We start from the raw sequence: 17,947 nt of genomic DNA, 5'->3' as shown, positions 1-17,947 counted from the left end.
GGCTGCTCACCCCGACCCGCGGCAGAGCGGGTCGGGGTGGCGGCCGCTCAGGCCGTGACGCGGGGTCGCGCCCGGTCACCGTCGTGGCCGGTCGGCCGGTTCACGCGGCCGGCCGCCCCTTGCGCCGGCGTACGACGACGACGGCACCGGCACCGAGCAGCACGGCGGCGCCACCCGCGGCGGCGATGGCCGGCAGCGCACTCGACGAGCCGGTCGACGCGAGGCGGCCGCTGACCGGGATCTTCGCGAGGCCGCCCTGCGGCGCGGTCCCGTCGCCGCCGGACCCCCGCCCGGCGTGCACCGCTTCGGCGTCCTCAGCCTTGCCGGGCTTGCCCTTGGCGTCGTCCACCGCGCCGGGCTCGCTCCCGGCCTTCAGGACGGTGAAGTCGAACTGGCTGATGTCGTCGAAGCCGCACTGGCCGTCCTCACCGTAGGAGTGCCCGATGGTGAAGAAGTAGCCCGTGCCGGCCTTGGCCGCGGTGCCGACCTTGACGCGCATCTTGGCGTCCGCGTACTCGCCCGGGGCGAGGGTCGTGACCGAGGCGAACTCACTGTTGCCGAGGACGTCGGCCCCGTCGCCCTCGATGGCCTTCCACGTGCCCGCCGTCTCATCGAACCACTGCACGGTGACGGCCAGTTCGGCGATGTCGTCGAGGTGCGGGTCAGCCGTGCCGAGGTACAGGGAGACGACGGTCTCCATCACCTTGACCTCGGACACGTTGGTCACGCGGTAACGGAAGTCGTGCCAGCCCGAGCCGGCGACGATCTTGCTGGGGAGTCCCTGGAGCGAGGTCTTGCCGCGCTCCTCGTCCGGGATGCCGGAGCAGAACGTCGGGCGCGTGTAGGTGGGCGTCGGCTCGGCCTCCGACCGGGCGCCCGCGGCAGCGGAGCGCGTGGCCGTCGCGGAGGCGCTTGCCTCCCCGGTCGCCTTCCCCGTGGCCTCGCCGGTCGCCTCCGCGGACGCGGAGGAGCCGGCGTCGCCGGGGGAGGCGGTCGCGGTGGGGGAGGCCGTGGCGGACGGGGAGCCCGACGGCTCCTCCGCGGCGACGGCGACCGGGGCCGCGAACAGGGCCACAGGACCGATGACGGCCGTGACGGCCGCCGTTGCCAGGACGCGATGAAGCTTCATTGAACCCTTTCCGTGCAGATGCTGATAACGGCCGTGGGCGTGGGCATGGGGGTGTGCGCCGGCCGTACGTCTTCACGGGTGGGATCGGCGAGGGTGGAAGATGGTTGTGCAGTAAACCTTGCTGCGTGATGTGATCATGCTCACTGCTGGTGCTGGTGCTGGTGCTGGTGCTGGTGCCGACTCACTGCCGGTACTGCGGTGCGCGCCAGGCCTTCAGTCGGTGTTCCACCGCGGCGCCCAGGGAGAGCAGCGCCGAGTCCTGGCGGTCGCCGGCCATCAGGAGCAGGCCGACCGGGAGCCCGTCGACGGTCGCGGCCGGGACCGACAGGGACGGGTAGCCGGCGACGGCCGCCGGCGTGGAGGAGGGGATGACGTCGTTGTCGCCGCGCGCGCAGTCCGTCGTCCAGGCCGGCGGGTTCGTGGGCGCCGCGATGGCGTCCAGGTCATGGGCGGCCAGGGTCTCGTCCAGGGACCGCCGGGACAGGTCCCTCAGCTCGGCGCGCATGGCCCGGTACCCGGGGTCGGTGGTGGGCGGCGCGGCGAGCGCCTGCTCGAACAGCTCCTGGCCGGCGAAGCAGCTCTGTTCCGCCGGGTGCGTCCGGTTGAACGCGACCAGCTCGGCGAGGTTCCGGGGCCCCTGCCGGGTGCTCAGGTACGCGTCGATGTCCCGGTGGAACTCGCTGAGCAGCGCCGGGAATTCGAGCTCGGCCAGGCGGGCCTGGTACGGCGGCGTCACCTCGACGACCACGGCTCCGGCCCGGCGCAGCCGCGTCGCCGTACGGGTCATCGCCGCCTCCACGGCGGCGCCGAGCGAGGGCAGCCGCCACAGGCCGATCCGCTTTCCGCGCAGGCCGGACGAGGTGAGGCCCTGCGGGGACGCGTACCGGTCCCCGCTCAGTACGGAGAGGGTGAGCGCCGTGTCGGTCACGTTGCGGGCCATGGGGCCGGCCGTGTCCTGCTCGGCGGAGATCGGCACCACCCCCGCCTGGCTGACCAGGCCGAGGCTCGGCTTGTGGCCGACGACGCCGTTCATCCCGGCCGGGCAGACGATGGAACCGTCCGTCTCGGTGCCGACCGCCACCTGCGCCAGCGAGGCGGCGAGCGCGGCCGCCGACCCGGCGGAGGATCCGCACGGATTGCGGTCGAGGGCATAGGGGTTGCGGGTCTGTCCGCCTACCGCCGACCATCCCGAAGTCGGCTTCGCCGCGCGGAAGTTGGCCCACTCGGACAGGTTGGTCTTGCCGAGGATCACCGCCCCGGCCGCACGCAGCCGCGTCACCAGCTCGGCGTCGGTGGCGGGCGGGGCTCCGGCGAGGGCCAGTGACCCGGCCGTCGTCGGCAGGTCCCGGGTGTCCACGTTGTCCTTGAGCAGGACGGGGATGCCGTCCAGCGGCCCGAGGGTCCGGCCCCTTCGGTGCCGGGCGTCGCTGGCCGCCGCCTGCCGCAGGGCCGTCGGGCTGGTGTACAGCACCGAGTGGATCTTCGGGTCGATGGACTCGATCCGTCGCAGGTAGGCCCGGGTCAGCGCCGACGCGGTCAGCGAACCCCTGGCCATCCGGGCCTGCAACTCCGGGATCGTCACCGTGTCCAGGTCGACCCCGGACACGAGCGCGCCTCCGGCCGGTGGCGCCGCACCGGCGCCGCCGCGGGTGGCGGCGTCCGCCCCGGCCTGCGGTACGCCCGTCAGAAGGGACCCCGCGACAAGGGCGGCGGTCATGGCGGCCTTGCTCCTTTTCCCCATGCGGGTCAGCCGACTACATGGGCAGCCTCCGGCGCAAGGGTGCCGAAGCGGGCACGGTGACCCGTGGGGCGGGACGGCGGGTGGGGTGGGGGGGGGGGGGGGGGCGGCGGCGGGGGGGGCCCCCCCCCCCCCCACCCCGGGTTCGATCAGCCCTTGCCGAGCAACGCGTTCATCCGGGTGATCTCCGCCGTCTGCGAGGTGATGACGGAGTCCGCCAGCTTCTTGGCGGCGGGGAACGCCCCGGCGGCCTTCTCGGACCGGGCCATGGCCACCGCGCCTTCGTGGTGCTGGACCATCATGGTCAGGAAGGCGGTGTCGAACGCCTTGCCGGACACCTTCTTCAGCCGGCCCATGTCCTTGGACGTCATCATGCCGTCCATGCCGTCCATGCCGTCCATGCCGTGCGTCGAGTGCGTGGTGTGGTTCGTCGTCCCGCCGGCGGGGACACGCTCGCCCCAGGAGGCGAGCCAGCCCGTCAGCGTCTTGATCTCCGGGCCCTGCGCCTCCTTGATCTCAGCGGCGACCTTCTTGACCTGGGCGGACTCCGCCCGGGCGGGGGCGAGAGCCGCCATCTCCAGGGCCTGGCGGTGGTGCGGGAGCATGCCCTTGGCGAACGTGAGGTCGGCACTGTTGTGCCGGTCCTGGGATGCCGTGGCCGTCGAGCCGCCGGTGTCGTGGGACGCCGGGGAATGGTCGCTCGATCCGCACGCCACGAGGGTGAGGGACGCGGCGCCCGCCGTCGCGGTGAGGAGCGAGCGGCGGAACAGCCGGATGAGTCGGGTGTTCAGGACGGGTCGGGTGTGCCTGATGTGCTCGGTGTGCCTGGTGTTCATGGGAGTGCAACTCCTTGGGCAGGCCCGGGTAGGGCCTGCGGGAAGGGATGACGGGAAACAGGACGGTGCCGTGCGGGCCGCCCTATATCCGTAGGAGTTGCAGCTCCGCCAGGTCGGGCGGGGCCCGCTCGACCCTTTGTGCCACGGCCGCGGACACGGCCCGCGGGCGTGCCTCGGGCGTGGCGCCGGACGCCACGGCGAGTGGAGGCGGCGCGTAAGAGGCGCCGATACCCGCCGCCGCGCAGGCCGCGTCCGCGTGGTGCGCCGTTCCGGAGCCGCCGCCGTCGTGCGCACAGTGCCCGCCACCCCGGCCGTCGTGGTGCTCGGCGACCGTGACCACCCCGTGCCCGCCGCTGTGTGCACCGCCGTGCACCGCGGCCGGTGCCGGGCTCAGTCCGTGCATGGCCAGGAGGCCGACGAAGACCGCCGCCGTCAGCGCGAGCAGCACGCGTGCGCGCCCGGTCGGGCGGCGGCTCGGTGACGGGACGGTGAAGGACACGGTGCCATCGTAGATCCGGTGGCCGCGGGACCTGCGCGTCAGGTGTGCCGGGCCGCGGCGCGCTACGGTCGGGCCCATGATCGTATGGCTGAACGGCACACACGGCGCGGGCAAGACGACGACCAGCCGGCTGGTGCAGCAACTCCTGCCGGACTCCCGGGTGTTCGATGCCGAGAAGGTCGGCGAGACGCTCATGGACATCAGCCCCGGGCTGCCGGAGACGGACAACTTCCAGCACTGGCCGCCGTGGCGGCCCCTCGTCGTGGAGACCGCGCGCCGCGTCCTGGACTACACGGGCGGCACGCTGGTGATGCCGATGACGGTCCTGGTCGAGGAATACTGGCGCGAGATCAGTGCCGGACTCGCCCGGTACGGCATCCCGGTGCGGCACTTCGTCCTCCACGCCGACCAGGAGACGCTGCGCGGCCGCATCGACGGCGACCTGGTCATGGGCCCCTCCGCCTTCCGGCGCGCGTACCTCGCACCGTACGCCGAGGCGGCCCGCACATGGCTGCACGCCGAGGCGGAGGTCGTCGACACCACCGACCTCACACCGGCCCAAGCGGCCCAGCGGATCGCGGCGGCCGTCGACGGCTGAGCCCTGCCCCGCGACAGATGGCTCCGAGAAGCCGTTCATGTCCCGGCGCCACGGGGGCAGTTGATGGGGCATGGAGCGATTTCGAGGGTACGTCTGGCCCGCGGTGATATGGGCCGTGTGCATGACGGTGGGGCACGGGGTGTTCGAGGGGTGGAGCTGGGACACACTCTGGTACGGGCTGGTCGCCTTGCTGGTGTACTTCCTGCTCTGCCCGCTGGTCGACCGGCGGGGGCGCCTCACCTGGTCGCGGGCGGAGGCCCAGCGGCGTCGTGCGGCGTATGCGGAGCGGCACAAGGCGTAGCCGCGGTACGCAGCCACGCGCTCGCCTCCCCGGGGAGCCGGTCGCCGTCGAGAGGGTGGGAGGCGAGGAGCACCTCCGCGTGGGCGGGCAGGTCGACGGGGGCGGAGGAGAGGTTCAGGACGCAGGCGAAGTCGGTGCCGCGGGTGAAGGCGAGCACCCCGTCGGGGGAGGGCAGCCAGCGCATCGGGCCGTCGCCGAGCGCGGGGTGGGCGGCCCGCAGGGTCAGCGCGCTGCGGTAGAAGCGCAGCATGGAGGAGGGGTCGGCCTCCTGCGCGGCGACGCTGAGCCGGGCCCAGGACGCGGGCTGCGGCAGCCAGGGGCGGGCGGTGGACCCGGCGGGGCTGAAGCCGTAGGGCTCGTGGTGCCCGCTCCACGGCAGGGGGACTCGGCAGCCGTCCCGGCCGGGGTCCGCCCCCGCGGTGCGGTGGTAGATCGGGTCGTCGCGGCGGTCCGCGGGGATGTCCTCGACCTCGGGCAGGCCGAGTTCCTCGCCCTGGTAGACGTAGACGGCTCCGGGCAGCGCCATGGTGAGCAGGGCGGTGGCGCGGGCGCGGCGGCGGCCCGCCTCCTCGTCGACGACCGGGTTGTACTGGCGGATGCCCCCGGCGGTGCTGGTGTCGGGGCGGCCGTAGCGCGTGACGTGGCGGGTGACGTCGTGGTTGGAGAGCACCCAGGTGCTGGGGGCGCCGACACCGGCGTGCGCGGCGAGGGTCCGGTCGATGCAGGAGCGCAGCGACGGCGCGTCCCAACGGCAGCCCAGGAAGTCGAAGTTGAACGCCGTGTGCAGCTCGTCCGGGCGCAGATAGCGGGCGAACCGGGCGGGGTCGGCGAGCCAGACCTCGCCGATCAGGGCGCGCGGCTCGGGGTAGGAGTCGGCGACGGCGCGCCAGCCGCGGTAGATCTCGTGGTTGGCGTCGAGGTCCACGTAGGGGTGCGGGTCGGGGAAGACGCTGTGGTCGTAGTCGGGCAGCGCCGGGTCCTTGCTGCACATGGCGGCGGAGTCGACGCGGATGCCGTCGACGCCCCGGTCGAACCAGAACCGCAGGACGTCCTCGTACTCGGCGCGGACCAGCGGGTTGCGCCAGTTCAGGTCGGGCTGTTCGGGGGCGAACAGGTGCAGGTACCACTGGCCGTCGTCGACGCGGGTCCAGGCCGGTCCGCCGAAGATGGACTGCCAGTCGTTGGGCGGCAGTTCGCCCCGCTCGCCCCGGCCCTCCCGGAACCAGAACAGGTCACGCTCGGGCGAGCCCGGCGGTGACGCCAGGGCGGCGGTGAACCAGGCGTGTTCGTCGGAGACGTGGTTGGGGACGACGTCGACGATGACGCGGATGCCCAGGCTGTGCGCCTCGTCGATGAGTTTCTCGGCCTCGGCGAGAGTGCCGAAACGCGGGTCGATCCGGCGGAAGTCCGTTACGTCGTACCCCGCGTCCGCCATCGGGGTCAGGTACCAGGGGGAGAACCAGAGCGCCTCGACGCCCAGCCGCCGCAGATGGTCGAGGCGGGAGCGCACGCCGGCCAGGTCGCCGATGCCGTCGCCGTTGCCGTCGGCGAAGCTGCGCGGGTAGATCTGGTAGATCGCGGCGTGACGCCACCAGTCGGTGGTGCGCGGGGTCATGGGACCTGCCTTCGTGAGTGCGGTGGGGTCGTGGGCGGGCCCGGCCGGCGGGGGAGGAGGGCCGGCCGGGCCCGCGGTCGTCAGGGTCACCGGTCGAGCGACCGGCGAGGGTCACCAGCCGGAGTTGCCGCTCCCGCGCTGGACGGTGAAGCCGCCACCGACGGAGAGCGCGCCGTCGGCCGCTCCGCCGACGGTGGTGCGGGAGAAGCTGCCGCGGCCGGCGGCGTTGACCTCGATGCCGTGGTGGCCGGTCCTGTCGATGACCAGTCCGTCCACCCGCAGGTCGGACACCTGCTTCTGCCAGGTGACGAGCAGCCCGCTGTACGTCGAGTCCTCGACGGTGTTGTTCGTCAGCACGACGGGCTGGGTGATGTCGGACTGGTCGGCGTAGACCCACAGGGCGCCGAGCTTGGAGTTCCAGTTGACCTCCATGCTGCCGGTGCGGCGCAGGACGTTGCCCGCGACGGTGGTGGTGCCGGTGAACGGCTGGCCGAAGCGGGTGGAGACGGTGATGCCGGCCGCGGCGACGACGGTGTCGGAGACGAGGTTGTTCTCGACGCGGTTGCCGCTGCCGCCGTAGACCGCGGCGCCGTTGGCGAGGACGGGCAACTGCACGGTGTTGTTGCGGAAGGCGCTGTCCGTCACGGCCGCCCCGTCCGACCACATGGCCAGCGCGTCGTCGCCCGTGCCGCGGATGCTGCTGTTGGAGACGACGGTGTTCCGCACCGCGCCGTGCAGGTTGACGCCGTCCGCGTACGTGTTGCGGATGCGCAGGTCGGATGCGGTCAGACCGGTGGTGGGGCCGGATATCCACATCCCGACCTTGGTGTGCTGGATCCACACGTTCTTGATGACGGAGCCGGTGCCGAAGTCCCCCTCGATGCCGGCGTGCCCGCCGGCGTCGTCGCGGACGGTGTTCTGCCCGTCGATCATCAGGTTCTCGACGGTGCTGGTGCCGCCCCGGCCGAACAGGCCGCCCTTGAGGCCGGTGCCACGCAGCACGGTGTGCCACACACCGGCGCCGCGCAGCTTCACGCCGGTCAGGTCGATGTGGTCGGAGACGGTGTAGGTGCCGGCGGGCAGGAAGAGGCCTTTGCCCTGGCCCTTGGCCGTCTCCAGCGCGGCGTTCAGGGCGGAGGTGTCGTCCTTGGAGTCGTCCGGTGTGACACCGAGATCCCGCGCCGAGACGTAGCCGCTCGGCAGGGTGGCGGCGGCGCCGCTCTCCTCCGCCTCGATCAGGTCGACGGTGTAGGAGGCCGCCTGGTTGTCGGCGTCCTTCTGCAACCGCAGCACGGTGCCCGCGGGGAGGGTGCGGCCGAGCTGGACGCGGGTCTCGTCGAAGAAGCGGTGGGCCTGCCCTTCGCCGGGGTGGTTGGTGTACGGGTAGGCGCCGTACACCCAGGCGTAGCGTGAGGTCAGCCGCAGGTCGGGGAGCGGCTGCCCGTCGGCGTAGAGGCCGAGCGTGGCGTCGAGGCCCGTGCCGTCGGCGCTGTCGGGAAGCGAGTACCGCAGGTTGACGGCGTTGGCGGCCTTGGTGAGCTTGATCTCCACGTAGTCGCCGGTCCGGGTCAGCCTGACCGCCTGGCGGCCGGAGGCTTCCGAGGCCACGGTGAGGTACGTGCGGTCGGGGCCGACGGCCGAGCCCTTGAAGGAGCCGGCCTCCGCCTCGTACGTCGTGAACGGCAGGGTGGCGCCCGCGCCGCTCGGACCCGGGTCGCCGGAGCCGGTGGGGGTGGTGGCCGTGAGGCTGTCGATGTTGACGTTGCCGCTGTCGCCGGCGCCGAAGGCCAGGGTGAGGGAGTTGGCACCCTTGGCGTAGGAGACCGGGACGTCGACGGTGGACCAGGAGGCCCAGTCGCCGGTGGCGGGCAGGGTGATCTGTCTGCTGCCGCCGCCCGCGGTCAGGGTCAGCGTCTTGTCCGAGCCGGTGCCGTTGGCGTAGCGGACGGTGACGCTGCCCGGCCCCGCTGCGGAGGACTGCACGCCGACGGTGAGGGAGGCGCGGCCTTTGTTGGGGTCGGTGAGTCCGCCGACGTATCCGGTGCCGGTGTACCCGGGGTGCTCCCGCTCGGCGGCCGCGCCGCCAGAGAGCGTGGCGGACTCCGCTTCCAGTACGGCGGGGGCGGCGACGGCCGGTGGTGCGGCGGCCGCGTCGAGGGAGACGGCGCCGGTGACGGCGAGGAGGAGGGTCGCCGTCGCGGCGGCGGCCCGGGTGCGTGAGGCTCGTGCGTGGATTGACACGGCTGGGTGTCCTTCCAGGTCAGGGGCGGCTCGCCCATGAGGTCCGCCGGCCGGTGGGGATCCGGCGGCGCGTGGGGGGGGTCTGTCCCGGGCGGCTCGGGCCGGGGCGGGGGCGGGAGCGGGAGCGTCAGCCTTTGAGGCTGCCCGCGGTCAGACCGGCGATGATGTGCCGTTGGAAGAGCAGGAAGATGACGAGCAGGGGCAGGGACGCCATGACCATCCCGGCCAGCAGCTGGTTGGCGGGCATGAACTCGGCCAGCCGGTTCAGTGCCACGGTGAGCGGCTGGCGCGCCGGGTCCGGGAGGACGAGCAGCGGCCACAGGAAGTCCTTCCACACCCCGACGACCGCGAAGATGGAGACCACGGCGAGCACCGGCCGGGACAGCGGCAGGACGAGGGACCACAGGACGCGCAGGGAACCGGCGCCGTCCAGCCGCGCGGACTCCAGCAGTTCGGCGGGGATCTGGTCGAAGAACCGTTTCAGGATGAAGATGTTGAAGGCGTTGGCGCAGGCCGGCAGCCAGATCGCCCAGGGCGTGTTGATCAGGTTGAGGTGGAGCAGGGGCACGTCGGTGACGGTCAGGTAGGTCGGCACCAGCAGGGCGGAGACGGGCAGCATGAGCGTGGCGAGCATCATGCCGAGCACGACGTTGCCCAGGGCGGGCCGGAGTTTGGAGAGGGCGTAGGCCGCGCAGACGTCGACGACGAGCTGGAACAGCCAGGCGCCGGCGGCCAGCAGCAGGGTGTTGAGGAAGTAGTGGCCGAGGCCGACGTTGGTCCACGCCGCGGAGTAGGACTCCGGGTGGAAGGTCCGGGGCCAGAACGTGGGGTCGGGGTCGGCCAGTTCGGCGGAGGACTTCAGCGCTCCACTGGCCATCCAGTACAGCGGGAAGACGAACGCGAGCGTGAAGCCGACGACGGTCGAGGCGAGGACGAACCGGTAGAGGAGGCGCCCCGTGCGGCGGTTCCGTTCGGCGGGGGCGATGAGGGTGCGGGTGGCGGACATGTCGTTCCCTTACTGCTTGCCGCGGCTCAGCCGCAGGTACACCGCGGCGAAGGCCCCCAGGACGAGGAAGAGCACCGTGCTCATGGCGCTGGCCATGCCGAAGTCGTTGTAGACGAACGCGTAGCGGTAGAGCAGCAGGAGGACGGTGACGGTGGCGTCGTCGGGGCCGCCCCCGGTCAGCACGAACGGTTCGACGAAGACCTGCATGGTGCCGATGACCTGCAACAGCAGCGTGATCATCAGGATGAACCGCATCTGCGGGAGCGTCACGTGGACCAGCCGCTGCCGGACGGACGCCCCGTCGAGCTCGGCCGCCTCGTACAGCTCGCCGGGGACGGAGCCGAGGGCGGCGAGGTAGATCAGCGTGGTGGTGCCCATGTTGGCCCAGGTGGAGACGAGGACCAGGGAGACCATCGCCAGGTTCTCGGACTCCAGCCACTGCTGGGCCGGCAGCCGGAAGAGCTCCAGAACGTTGTTGAACAGGCCGGGTCCCGGATCGTAGAACCAGCGCCACAGCAGCATGGTGACGATCGGCGGCAGCATCACCGGGAGGTAGACCGTCATGCGCAGATAGGCGCGGGCGTGCCGGAACTCGTTGAGGACCACGGCGGTCGCGAACGGCGCGGCGAATCCGAAGACCAGGGCGAGCAGCGTGAAGTAGCCGGTGTTGCGCCAGGCGGTGGCGAACAGCGGGTCGGCGAAGAGCCGTTGGTAGTTCTCCCAGCCGACCCAGGTGGCCGGCTGGGCGAAGCTCACCCGCTGGAAGCCGAGCAGCAGCCCCCGCACGATCGGGTACCAGGAGAACAGGGCGAAGCAGATCAGACCGGCGGCGAGGAACGCGTAGGCGACGGCGTTCTCACGGATGCGGCGCACCAGCCCGCGCGGGCGGGGGGCCGGTGCCCTGCGGGCCGCGGTGGACCGCTTCGGCGCGCGGACCAGGGTCGGGGCCGCCATGTCACTTGACCGTCGCGAGGATGCCGTCGACCTTCGTGGCCGCGTCCTTCAGGAGCCGGTCGAGATCGGCGTCCTTCTTGGTCAGCACCGCCTGCATCACACCGTCGAGAACCGTGTAGATCTGCTGGGCGTTCGGCGGCTCGACCTTCTGCTCGATCGTGGCGTTGCGCTCGACGAACGGGCGGTAGTTCGCCGTCGGCACGTTGGCGTACTTGGCGTGCGCCTCGTCCTGCCGCGCGGCCGCCTCACCGGTGAAGAGCCGGTCGAGCGGCAGGCCGATGGGTACGTCGCTGCCGGCCGCGCGCCGGTCCTCGAACGCCGTGCGGTCCGGGTTGAGGTACTTCCACCGGACCCACTCGACCCCGGCCCTGATCTTCTCCGGTGAGGCCTGGGGGTTGAACATGAATCCGTTGCCCCCGCCGAGCGTCGCCGAGCCCGGCATGGCGCCGACCCCGTACTCCTCGTACTTGCGCTCGAACTGCTTGACGATGGTGGGGATGTTGTCCGGCCCGGCCACGTACATGCCGAGCTTGCCGGCGCCCATCATCTTCTGGACGTCCTCGATCTGGAGGAGCTGGCGCGCACCCATGGAGGTGTCGGTCCAGCGCATGTCGTGCAGCGTCCGTAGCGCCTTGCGTCCCGCGGCGCTGTCGAAGGCCGCCTTCCACCGGCCGCCCTGCCGGGTCGCGATGTCGCCGCCCAGCGAGTAGACCCAGGCGGTGAAGTGCCAGCCGCCCTGGTTGTTCTTGCTGTAGTCGGCGTACCCGACGGTGCCGTCGCCGAGGGCGCTGATCCGCTTGGCGGCCGACCGGACCTCGCCCCAAGTCCGCGGCGGGGCGGCGGGGTCGAGCCCGGCCTTCTCGAACAGGTCCCGGTTGTAGACGAGGCCGAGGGAGTACTGGCCGTTGGGCAGGCCGTAGACCGCGCCGTCGGGTCCGGTGAACACCTTGCGGAACTCGGGCTTGATGTCCTCGTAGTGCGGCATCTGCTGCACGTACCGGGTGATGTCGGCCCCCTGCCGGCGCTGGATGAGCCCGGCGGGGTCGGTGAAGTAGACGTAGTAGACGTCCTCCAGCTGACCGCCGGCCAGCTTGGCGGTGAACGTCTTCGGGTCCATCTGACCCTCGCGGGCATCGATCCTGATCTTCGGGTGGGCCTTCTCGAAGGCCTTGACGTCCTCCTCGAAGTACGCGCGGTCCACCGGTTGCGTCTTCGGTGGCATGCCGTTCACGGAGATCGTGACGACCCCGTCCCTGCTCCCGGTGGCGGCGGGGCCGCCGCACGCCGCGAGCGCCCCGGTGACGGCGCAGGCCACGCCTGAGGCGATGAACCGACGACGGCTCGGAGTACCAGCCATGACACATCAGCCTTCCTGCGATGCATCCGTGGCTGTGAACACCGTCGCCCACAGCTCCAGCGGACACGCAGAAGGTAGAAGTCATGTTCGCAAAAAGTCAATGACAAGTTGCAAAATGCTTACGCACGACCGCGCTGAGCTGCTCCTCCCGGACGCCCCGTCGAACCGCGGACGATCAACTGGGTCTCGAACAGGGTGACTCCGGGCTCGATCGGGCGGCCTTGTATCTGCTGGGCGAGCGCCTCCACGGCGGCGTCGGCCATCCGCGCGACCGGCTGCCGGCAGGTGGTCAGCGGAGGGTCCACCACCCCCATGAAGAGGGAGTCGTCGAACCCGGTCACGGAGACCTCGTCGGGGACGGCAAGGCCGAGACGGCGGGCTCCGCGCACCGCCCCCAGTGCGAGTTCGTCGCTTCCGCAAACGATGGCGGTGGCTCCGTTCCGCAACAGCGTTTCCGTCGCCGCCGCCCCCGCCTCCATGGAGAACAGGGCGTGCCCGACCAGCGGCATCCACCGCTCGGAGGCCGCCCGGCGGGCCGACCAGAAGGCCGCGAAGGCGGCGAGCTTGCGGGCGGACGGCACATGTCCGACCGGCCCGACCAGCAGGCCGATCCGCTCGTGGCCCATGCCGGTCAGATGGGTGAGCGACTGCCGCACCGCGTCCGCGTCGTCGGCGCTGACCTGCACCGCGTCGGCGTTCTCGTCGGCCGGGTTGACGAGGACCAGCGGCACCTCGCGCCGGCGCAGCGCGGCGCCCTGCTCCGGGCCCGCGTCGGTGTAGCTGGAGCCGATGAAGACGATGCCCCCGATGTTCTGCGCGAGCAGCATCTCGATGTAGTTCGCCTCGGACACGCCGTCGGAGGTGCGCGTGCAGAGCACCGGGATCAGTCCGCGCTTGTTGAGGCGGCTCGCGATCGCTTCCGCGAACGCGGGAAAGACGGGGTTCTGCAGGTCCGGCACCACCACGCCGACGAGCGGACTCCGTTCGGTCTGCACGGCCGCCGGCCGGGGGAGCCCGAGCACGTCCAGGGCGCGCAGGACCCGCTCCCTGGTCGCCGGGGCGACCAGAGCACTGCCGTTGAGGGCCCGCCGCGCGGTCGCCTCGCTGACCCCCGCGAACCGCGCGACATCGACCAGGTTCTTGTTCATGCCGCACACGGTACAGGGAGGCCGCAAAAATTAATCAGGATTACGCAAGTCTCGTACGACTCGCTGAGTTCCCGCGCGGCGCTGGGTGCATCGGCGGCGCACTAGCGCGTGAATTGATGGCGCGTCAACCTGTCGTTCCGCGCATTTTCTGTGATCTACATCATGTTACCGAAGGTATCTGAAACAGCGTGTCGCAGGTAAGTTGCGGGACACACACCGCAGTGGAACCACGTGTCCGAACACCCGCCGATCCGCCCGCAGGGCGGCGGCGACCTCCGCCCCCTCATCTCTCCCGGGGGCCCGCGAGCGAGAGCGAGGACCCTCCGCGATGGAGCAGCAGCACGTCGACGTCCTGGTCATCGGAGCCGGCATATCCGGCATCAGTGCCGCCTGCCATGTCCTGCGTGACAACCCCGACGCCTCGCTCGTCGTGCTGGAGCGGCGCACGCGCGTCGGCGGCACCTGGGACCTCTTCACGTACCCCGGCATCCGCTCCGACTCCGACATGCCGACCTTCGGCTTCGGCTTCCGGCCGTGGCGCGACGCGCGCATCCTCGCGGACGGCGCGCAGATCCGCCAGTACGTCGAGGACGCCGCCGCCGACCTCGGCCTGCTGCGGCGCACCCGCTTCGGCCGCCGCGCGATCAGCGCCGACTTCTCGCACGACAGCGGGCGGTGGACCGTCGAGGTCGAGGACGAGGCCACCGGCACACGCGAGACGTACAGCGCGGGCTACCTCGTCGGAGCGACCGGGTACTACGACTACGACGAGCCCTACCGCCCCCGCTTCCCCGGCGAGGCGCAGTTCCAGGGGACCGTGGTCCACCCCCAGCACTGGCCCGAGGACCTCGACCACACCGGCAAGCGCGTCGTGGTCATCGGATCCGGTGCCACCGCCATCACCCTGCTGCCCGCGATGGCCGACGACGCGGCCCACGTCACCATGGTCCAGCGCTCGCCCACGTACGTCCTCACCCTGCCCAAGGTCGACCCGCTCACCTCGGTCCTGCAGAAGGTGCGGGCCCCGGCCCGGCTGACGCACCGTGTCGTGCGGGCCCGCAACATCGCGTTGCAGCGCGGGAGTTACGCCTTCTGCCGCAAGTACCCACGCCTCGCCCGAAAGGCGCTGCTCGGCCTGGTGCGGGCCCAGGCCGGCAAGGGCGTCGACATGCGTCACTTCAGCCCGCACTACAAGCCCTGGGACCAGCGGCTGTGCGTCGTCCCGGGCGGCGACCTGTTCAAGGTCCTCAAGAGCGGCAAGGCGTCGATCGCCACCGACCACATCGACACCTTCACCCCCGACGGCCTCCGCCTGAAGTCCGGCGCCGAGCTGAAGGCCGACATCGTCGTCACCGCCACCGGCCTGAACGTCCGCCTCCTGGGCGGCATGGCCCTCACCGTCGACGGCCGACCGGTGGACGTCACCGGCCGCGTCCTCTACAAGGCGGTCCTGCTGGAGGGCGTCCCCAACATGTCCCTCGTCATCGGCTACACCAACGCCTCCTGGACCCTCAAGGCCGACCTGGCGGGCAGCTACACCGCCCGCCTGCTCGCCCACATGCAGCGCCACGGCCACGCCATCGCCACCCCGCACGCCTGCGACGACGACCGCTCGCCGTACTCCGTCATGGGCGAGGCGCTCACCTCCGGCTACATCACCCGCGCCGACCAGGTCATGCCGCGCCAGGGCACCCGCGACCCGTGGCGCCTGTGGAACAACTACTACCGCGACCGCGCCCTGCTCCAGGACGCGCCCATCGACGACAGCCGCCTGCACTTCGCCGCGGCGGGTGCGACGAGGACCCGTACCGAGCAGGAACCGACACGCGCCGCCTGAGCGGACAGCGGCCCCGGAGCAGAAGCAGCCGACCGAGGAACCGAGGACGAAGATGACCGCGCACCTGACCAGGAAGACCTACGACGAGCGTCTGCGGACCCTGTCGGAGGGCTCCGTGAACGTCAACTTCAACGCCTTCATCGACATCAAGTGGGACGACCCCGAGTTCGCGGTGTGCGCCGACGACCCACGCTGGGTCCTCACCAGCGCCGACGCCCTGGGTGCCCACCCCTGGTACCAGGAACAGCCGCTGGAGACGCAGATCCGCATCGGCATCTGGCGCTGGGCGGTGATCGCCAAGGTCGGCATGCAGTTCGAGAACATCCTCATGCGCGGCGCCCTGGACTACCTCTACGAACTCGGCAACCGGAACGAGGAGTTCAGGTACCTCACCCACGAGATCACCGAAGAGACCCACCACACCCAGATGTTCCAGGAACTGGTCAACCGCACCGGTGTGGACACCGCCGGCGGCACCCGCTGGTTCCGCAAGGTCAGCCGCTTTCTGCCGCTGGCGGGCTCCCTCTACCCCGAGGCGTTCTTCACCGGCATCCTCGCCGGTGAGGAACCCATCGACCACCTGCAGAAGGGGGCGCTGCGCAGCGGGGAGCCGGTCCACCCCCTCCCGCAGCGGATCATGCAGATCCACATCGCCGAAGAGGCACGGCACATCTCCTTCGCCCACGAGTTCCTGCGCCTGCGCGTCCCGCGCTTCGGCAAGGCCCGCCGCGGCGCCCTGTCCGTCCTCTTCCCGCTGATCATGCGGGCCCTGTGCGACGTCATCATGATCCCCGACCGCAGGGCCGCCGCGGAGGTCGGCATCCCGGCCTGGGTGATCAAGGACGTGTTCTGGAAGTCCGAGGCCGGCCGGAAGATGCTGCACGACCTGTTCGCCGACGTCCGCATGCTCGCCGAGGACATCGGCCTCATGAACAAGGTGTCCCGCCCCGTGTGGAAGGCCCTGCGCATCGACGGCCGCCCGGCCCGCTTCCGCGGCGAACCCGCCCTGCACACCGCCGACTGACCCCCGCCGCACCACCGAACGGAGACAAGGCCGCCGTGCCGTACGTCGTCACCCGATCCTGCTGCGCCGACGCCTCCTGCGTGCTGGCCTGCCCGGTCAACTGCATCCACCCCGCGCCGGGCGAGCCCGGCTTCGCGACGGCCGAGATGCTCTACGTCGATCCGCGCACCTGCGTGGACTGCGGCGCCTGCACGACGGCCTGCCCGGTCGACGCGCTCAAGCCGCACACCGCGCTCGGCGCGGCGGAACTGCCGTTCCTGGAGCTGAACGCCGCCTACTACAAGGACAACCCGCACTCCGACCGCACCCCCATGTACGTGGTGCCACCGCAACGCGGGCTTCCCACGGGCGAGTTGTCCGTCGCGGTGGTGGGCGCGGGCCCCGCCGGCCTCTTCGCCGCCGACGAACTGCTGCGCCACCCGGGGGTTAGCGTCACCGTCCACGACCGGCTCCCGACCCCCTACGGACTGGCCCGCGCGGGCGTCGCCCCGGACCACCAGGACACCAAGCAGGTAACCCGGCTCTTCCGGACCATCGAGTCCCAGCCCGGATTCAGCTACCGCCTCGGCGTCGAGATCGGCACCGACCTCACCCACGCCGACCTGCTGCGCCGGTACCACGCGGTGATCTACGCGGTCGGCGCCGCGACAGACCGGCGCCTCGGCATCGAGGGCGAGGAGCTGCGCGGCAGCGTCTCCGCGACGGACTTCGTCGCCTGGTACAACGGCCACCCCGACCGCGCGCAGGACGACCATCCCCTCGACACCGAACGCGCCGTCGTCGTCGGCAACGGCAACGTCGCCCTCGACGTCGCCCGCATCCTCACGGCCGACCCCGAGACGCTGGCCCGCACCGACATCTCCGACCGCGCGCTCACCGCCCTGCGCGCGAGCAAGGTCCGCGAGGTCGTGCTCCTGGGCCGGCGCGGACCCGCCCAGGCGGCCTTCACCGTGCCCGAACTCATCGCGCTCAGCGCCCTCAAAGACGTCGACGTGCTCGTCGAGGGCCGGCTGGACGGTCTGGACCCCGAGGCGACCGAGAAGACCCGGCTGCTGTCGCGGCTGGCCGCACGCACCCCCGTCGAGGGCCGCCGCCGTATCGTGCTGCGCTTCCTGACCGCCCCCGTGCGACTCATCGGCGACACGTCCGTACGTGCCTTGGAGACCACCGCCACCACCCTGCACACCGACGAGGACGGCACCGTACGGGCCGTGCCCACGGGTGACCCGGCGACCCTGGAGACCGGCCTCGTGCTGCGCTCCGTCGGCTACCGGGCCCGGCCCGTCCCCGGCCTGCCCTTCGACGAGGCCAGTGCCACCGTTCCCCACGAGGGCGGCCGGGTCGCCCCCGGGGTCTACGTGGCGGGCTGGATCAAGCGCGGGCCGACCGGTTTCATCGGCACGAACAAGACCTGCGCCCAGGAGACCGTCGCGTCCCTCCTCGCCGACTTCGCCGCCGGCCGCCTGGCCGAGCCGGCGGGCGGGACGGACACTCCGCGACACGCCTCGGGCCTGGACGCCTGGCGCGCGATCGACGCCGCGGAACAGGCGGCGGGCGAGGCCCAGGGCCGCCCCCGCGTCAAGTTCACCGACACCGACTCCCTGAACCGGGCGGCGCGCACCGTACCGGCGGCCCGCCGCTGACGGCCCCGCCGGAGGTCACGC

Annotated in this window: 14 protein-coding genes; 4 read left to right on the top strand and 10 right to left on the bottom strand. The window is 71.8% G+C overall.

All coding sequences use genetic code 11. From position 1 onward, the window contains the following. Positions 1-100: 100 nt before the first annotated feature. The 4 genes from ACIBW6_RS26890 to ACIBW6_RS26875 all read right to left on the bottom strand — a co-directional run bounded on the left by ACIBW6_RS26890 (position 101) and on the right by ACIBW6_RS26875 (position 4,202). Entirely contained in the window at positions 101-1,129 is a 1,029-nt protein-coding gene (locus tag ACIBW6_RS26890) for an LPXTG cell wall anchor domain-containing protein (protein ID WP_399063915.1), read from the bottom strand. A 181-nt stretch (positions 1,130-1,310) separates the two neighbouring features. Further along, entirely contained in the window at positions 1,311-2,870 is a 1,560-nt protein-coding gene (locus ACIBW6_RS26885) for an amidase family protein (protein WP_399063913.1), read from the bottom strand. Between the two features lie 146 nt (positions 2,871-3,016). Next, positions 3,017-3,703 carry a DUF305 domain-containing protein gene (locus ACIBW6_RS26880; RefSeq protein WP_399063911.1) on the bottom strand — a complete coding sequence of 229 codons (687 nt, stop codon included), beginning with the start codon at positions 3,701-3,703 and terminating at the stop codon, positions 3,017-3,019. 82 nt (positions 3,704-3,785) lie between these two features. Next, positions 3,786-4,202: a DUF6153 family protein gene (locus tag ACIBW6_RS26875; protein ID WP_399063909.1), complete on the bottom strand. Its 417-nt coding sequence runs from the start codon at positions 4,200-4,202 to the stop codon at positions 3,786-3,788. A 76-nt stretch (positions 4,203-4,278) separates the two neighbouring features. Between ACIBW6_RS26875 and ACIBW6_RS26870 the strand changes: the two genes are divergently transcribed. Then, complete coding sequence (locus ACIBW6_RS26870) at positions 4,279-4,800, top strand: AAA family ATPase (RefSeq protein WP_399063907.1); 522 nt, start codon at positions 4,279-4,281, stop codon at positions 4,798-4,800. 236 nt (positions 4,801-5,036) lie between these two features. On the opposite strand, the gene ACIBW6_RS26865 is transcribed toward ACIBW6_RS26870, so the two are convergent. The 6 genes from ACIBW6_RS26865 to ACIBW6_RS26840 form a co-directional block, all read right to left on the bottom strand. Continuing rightward, on the bottom strand, positions 5,037-6,716 hold the full coding sequence (locus ACIBW6_RS26865) for a glycoside hydrolase family 13 protein (RefSeq protein WP_399063905.1): 1,680 nt from the start codon (positions 6,714-6,716) through the stop codon (positions 5,037-5,039). A gap of 111 nt (positions 6,717-6,827) precedes the next feature. Continuing rightward, the gene (locus ACIBW6_RS26860; protein WP_399063903.1) at positions 6,828-8,957 is read right to left on the bottom strand and encodes a right-handed parallel beta-helix repeat-containing protein; all 2,130 of its coding nucleotides are present in this window, start codon (positions 8,955-8,957) and stop codon (positions 6,828-6,830) included. A 127-nt stretch (positions 8,958-9,084) separates the two neighbouring features. Then, positions 9,085-9,963 (bottom strand): carbohydrate ABC transporter permease, encoded by an 879-nt coding sequence (locus tag ACIBW6_RS26855; protein WP_399063901.1) that lies wholly within the window; start codon positions 9,961-9,963, stop codon positions 9,085-9,087. 9 nt (positions 9,964-9,972) lie between these two features. Then, a complete protein-coding gene (locus ACIBW6_RS26850) occupies positions 9,973-10,917 on the bottom strand; it encodes a carbohydrate ABC transporter permease (protein WP_399063900.1) in 945 nt (314 codons plus the stop codon). Between the two features lies 1 nt (position 10,918). Continuing rightward, on the bottom strand, positions 10,919-12,274 hold the full coding sequence (locus ACIBW6_RS26845; protein WP_399063898.1) for an ABC transporter substrate-binding protein: 1,356 nt from the start codon (positions 12,272-12,274) through the stop codon (positions 10,919-10,921). Positions 12,275-12,393: 119 nt separating this feature from the next. Then, a complete protein-coding gene (locus ACIBW6_RS26840; protein ID WP_399063897.1) occupies positions 12,394-13,422 on the bottom strand; it encodes a LacI family DNA-binding transcriptional regulator in 1,029 nt (342 codons plus the stop codon). Between the two features lie 328 nt (positions 13,423-13,750). Here ACIBW6_RS26840 and ACIBW6_RS26835 point away from each other — a divergent pair, with 328 nt between their 5' ends. Genes ACIBW6_RS26835 through ACIBW6_RS26825 form a run of 3 tightly spaced genes read left to right on the top strand, consistent with a single transcriptional unit; the run spans position 13,751 to position 17,926 of the window. Continuing rightward, positions 13,751-15,259: a flavin-containing monooxygenase gene (locus ACIBW6_RS26835; RefSeq protein WP_399063895.1), complete on the top strand. Its 1,509-nt coding sequence runs from the start codon at positions 13,751-13,753 to the stop codon at positions 15,257-15,259. Between the two features lie 52 nt (positions 15,260-15,311). Next, positions 15,312-16,283 (top strand): diiron oxygenase, encoded by a 972-nt coding sequence (locus ACIBW6_RS26830; protein ID WP_399063894.1) that lies wholly within the window; start codon positions 15,312-15,314, stop codon positions 16,281-16,283. A gap of 35 nt (positions 16,284-16,318) precedes the next feature. Beyond that, positions 16,319-17,926 (top strand): FAD-dependent oxidoreductase, encoded by a 1,608-nt coding sequence (locus ACIBW6_RS26825; RefSeq protein ID WP_399063892.1) that lies wholly within the window; start codon positions 16,319-16,321, stop codon positions 17,924-17,926. The last annotated feature ends 21 nt before the right edge of the window (positions 17,927-17,947 follow it).

The sequence above is a fragment of the Streptomyces sp. NPDC049813 genome, assembly GCF_044465085.1.
Classification (GTDB): Bacteria; Actinomycetota; Actinomycetes; order Streptomycetales; family Streptomycetaceae; genus Streptomyces.
This window is presented reverse-complemented; position numbering and strand designations above follow the sequence as displayed.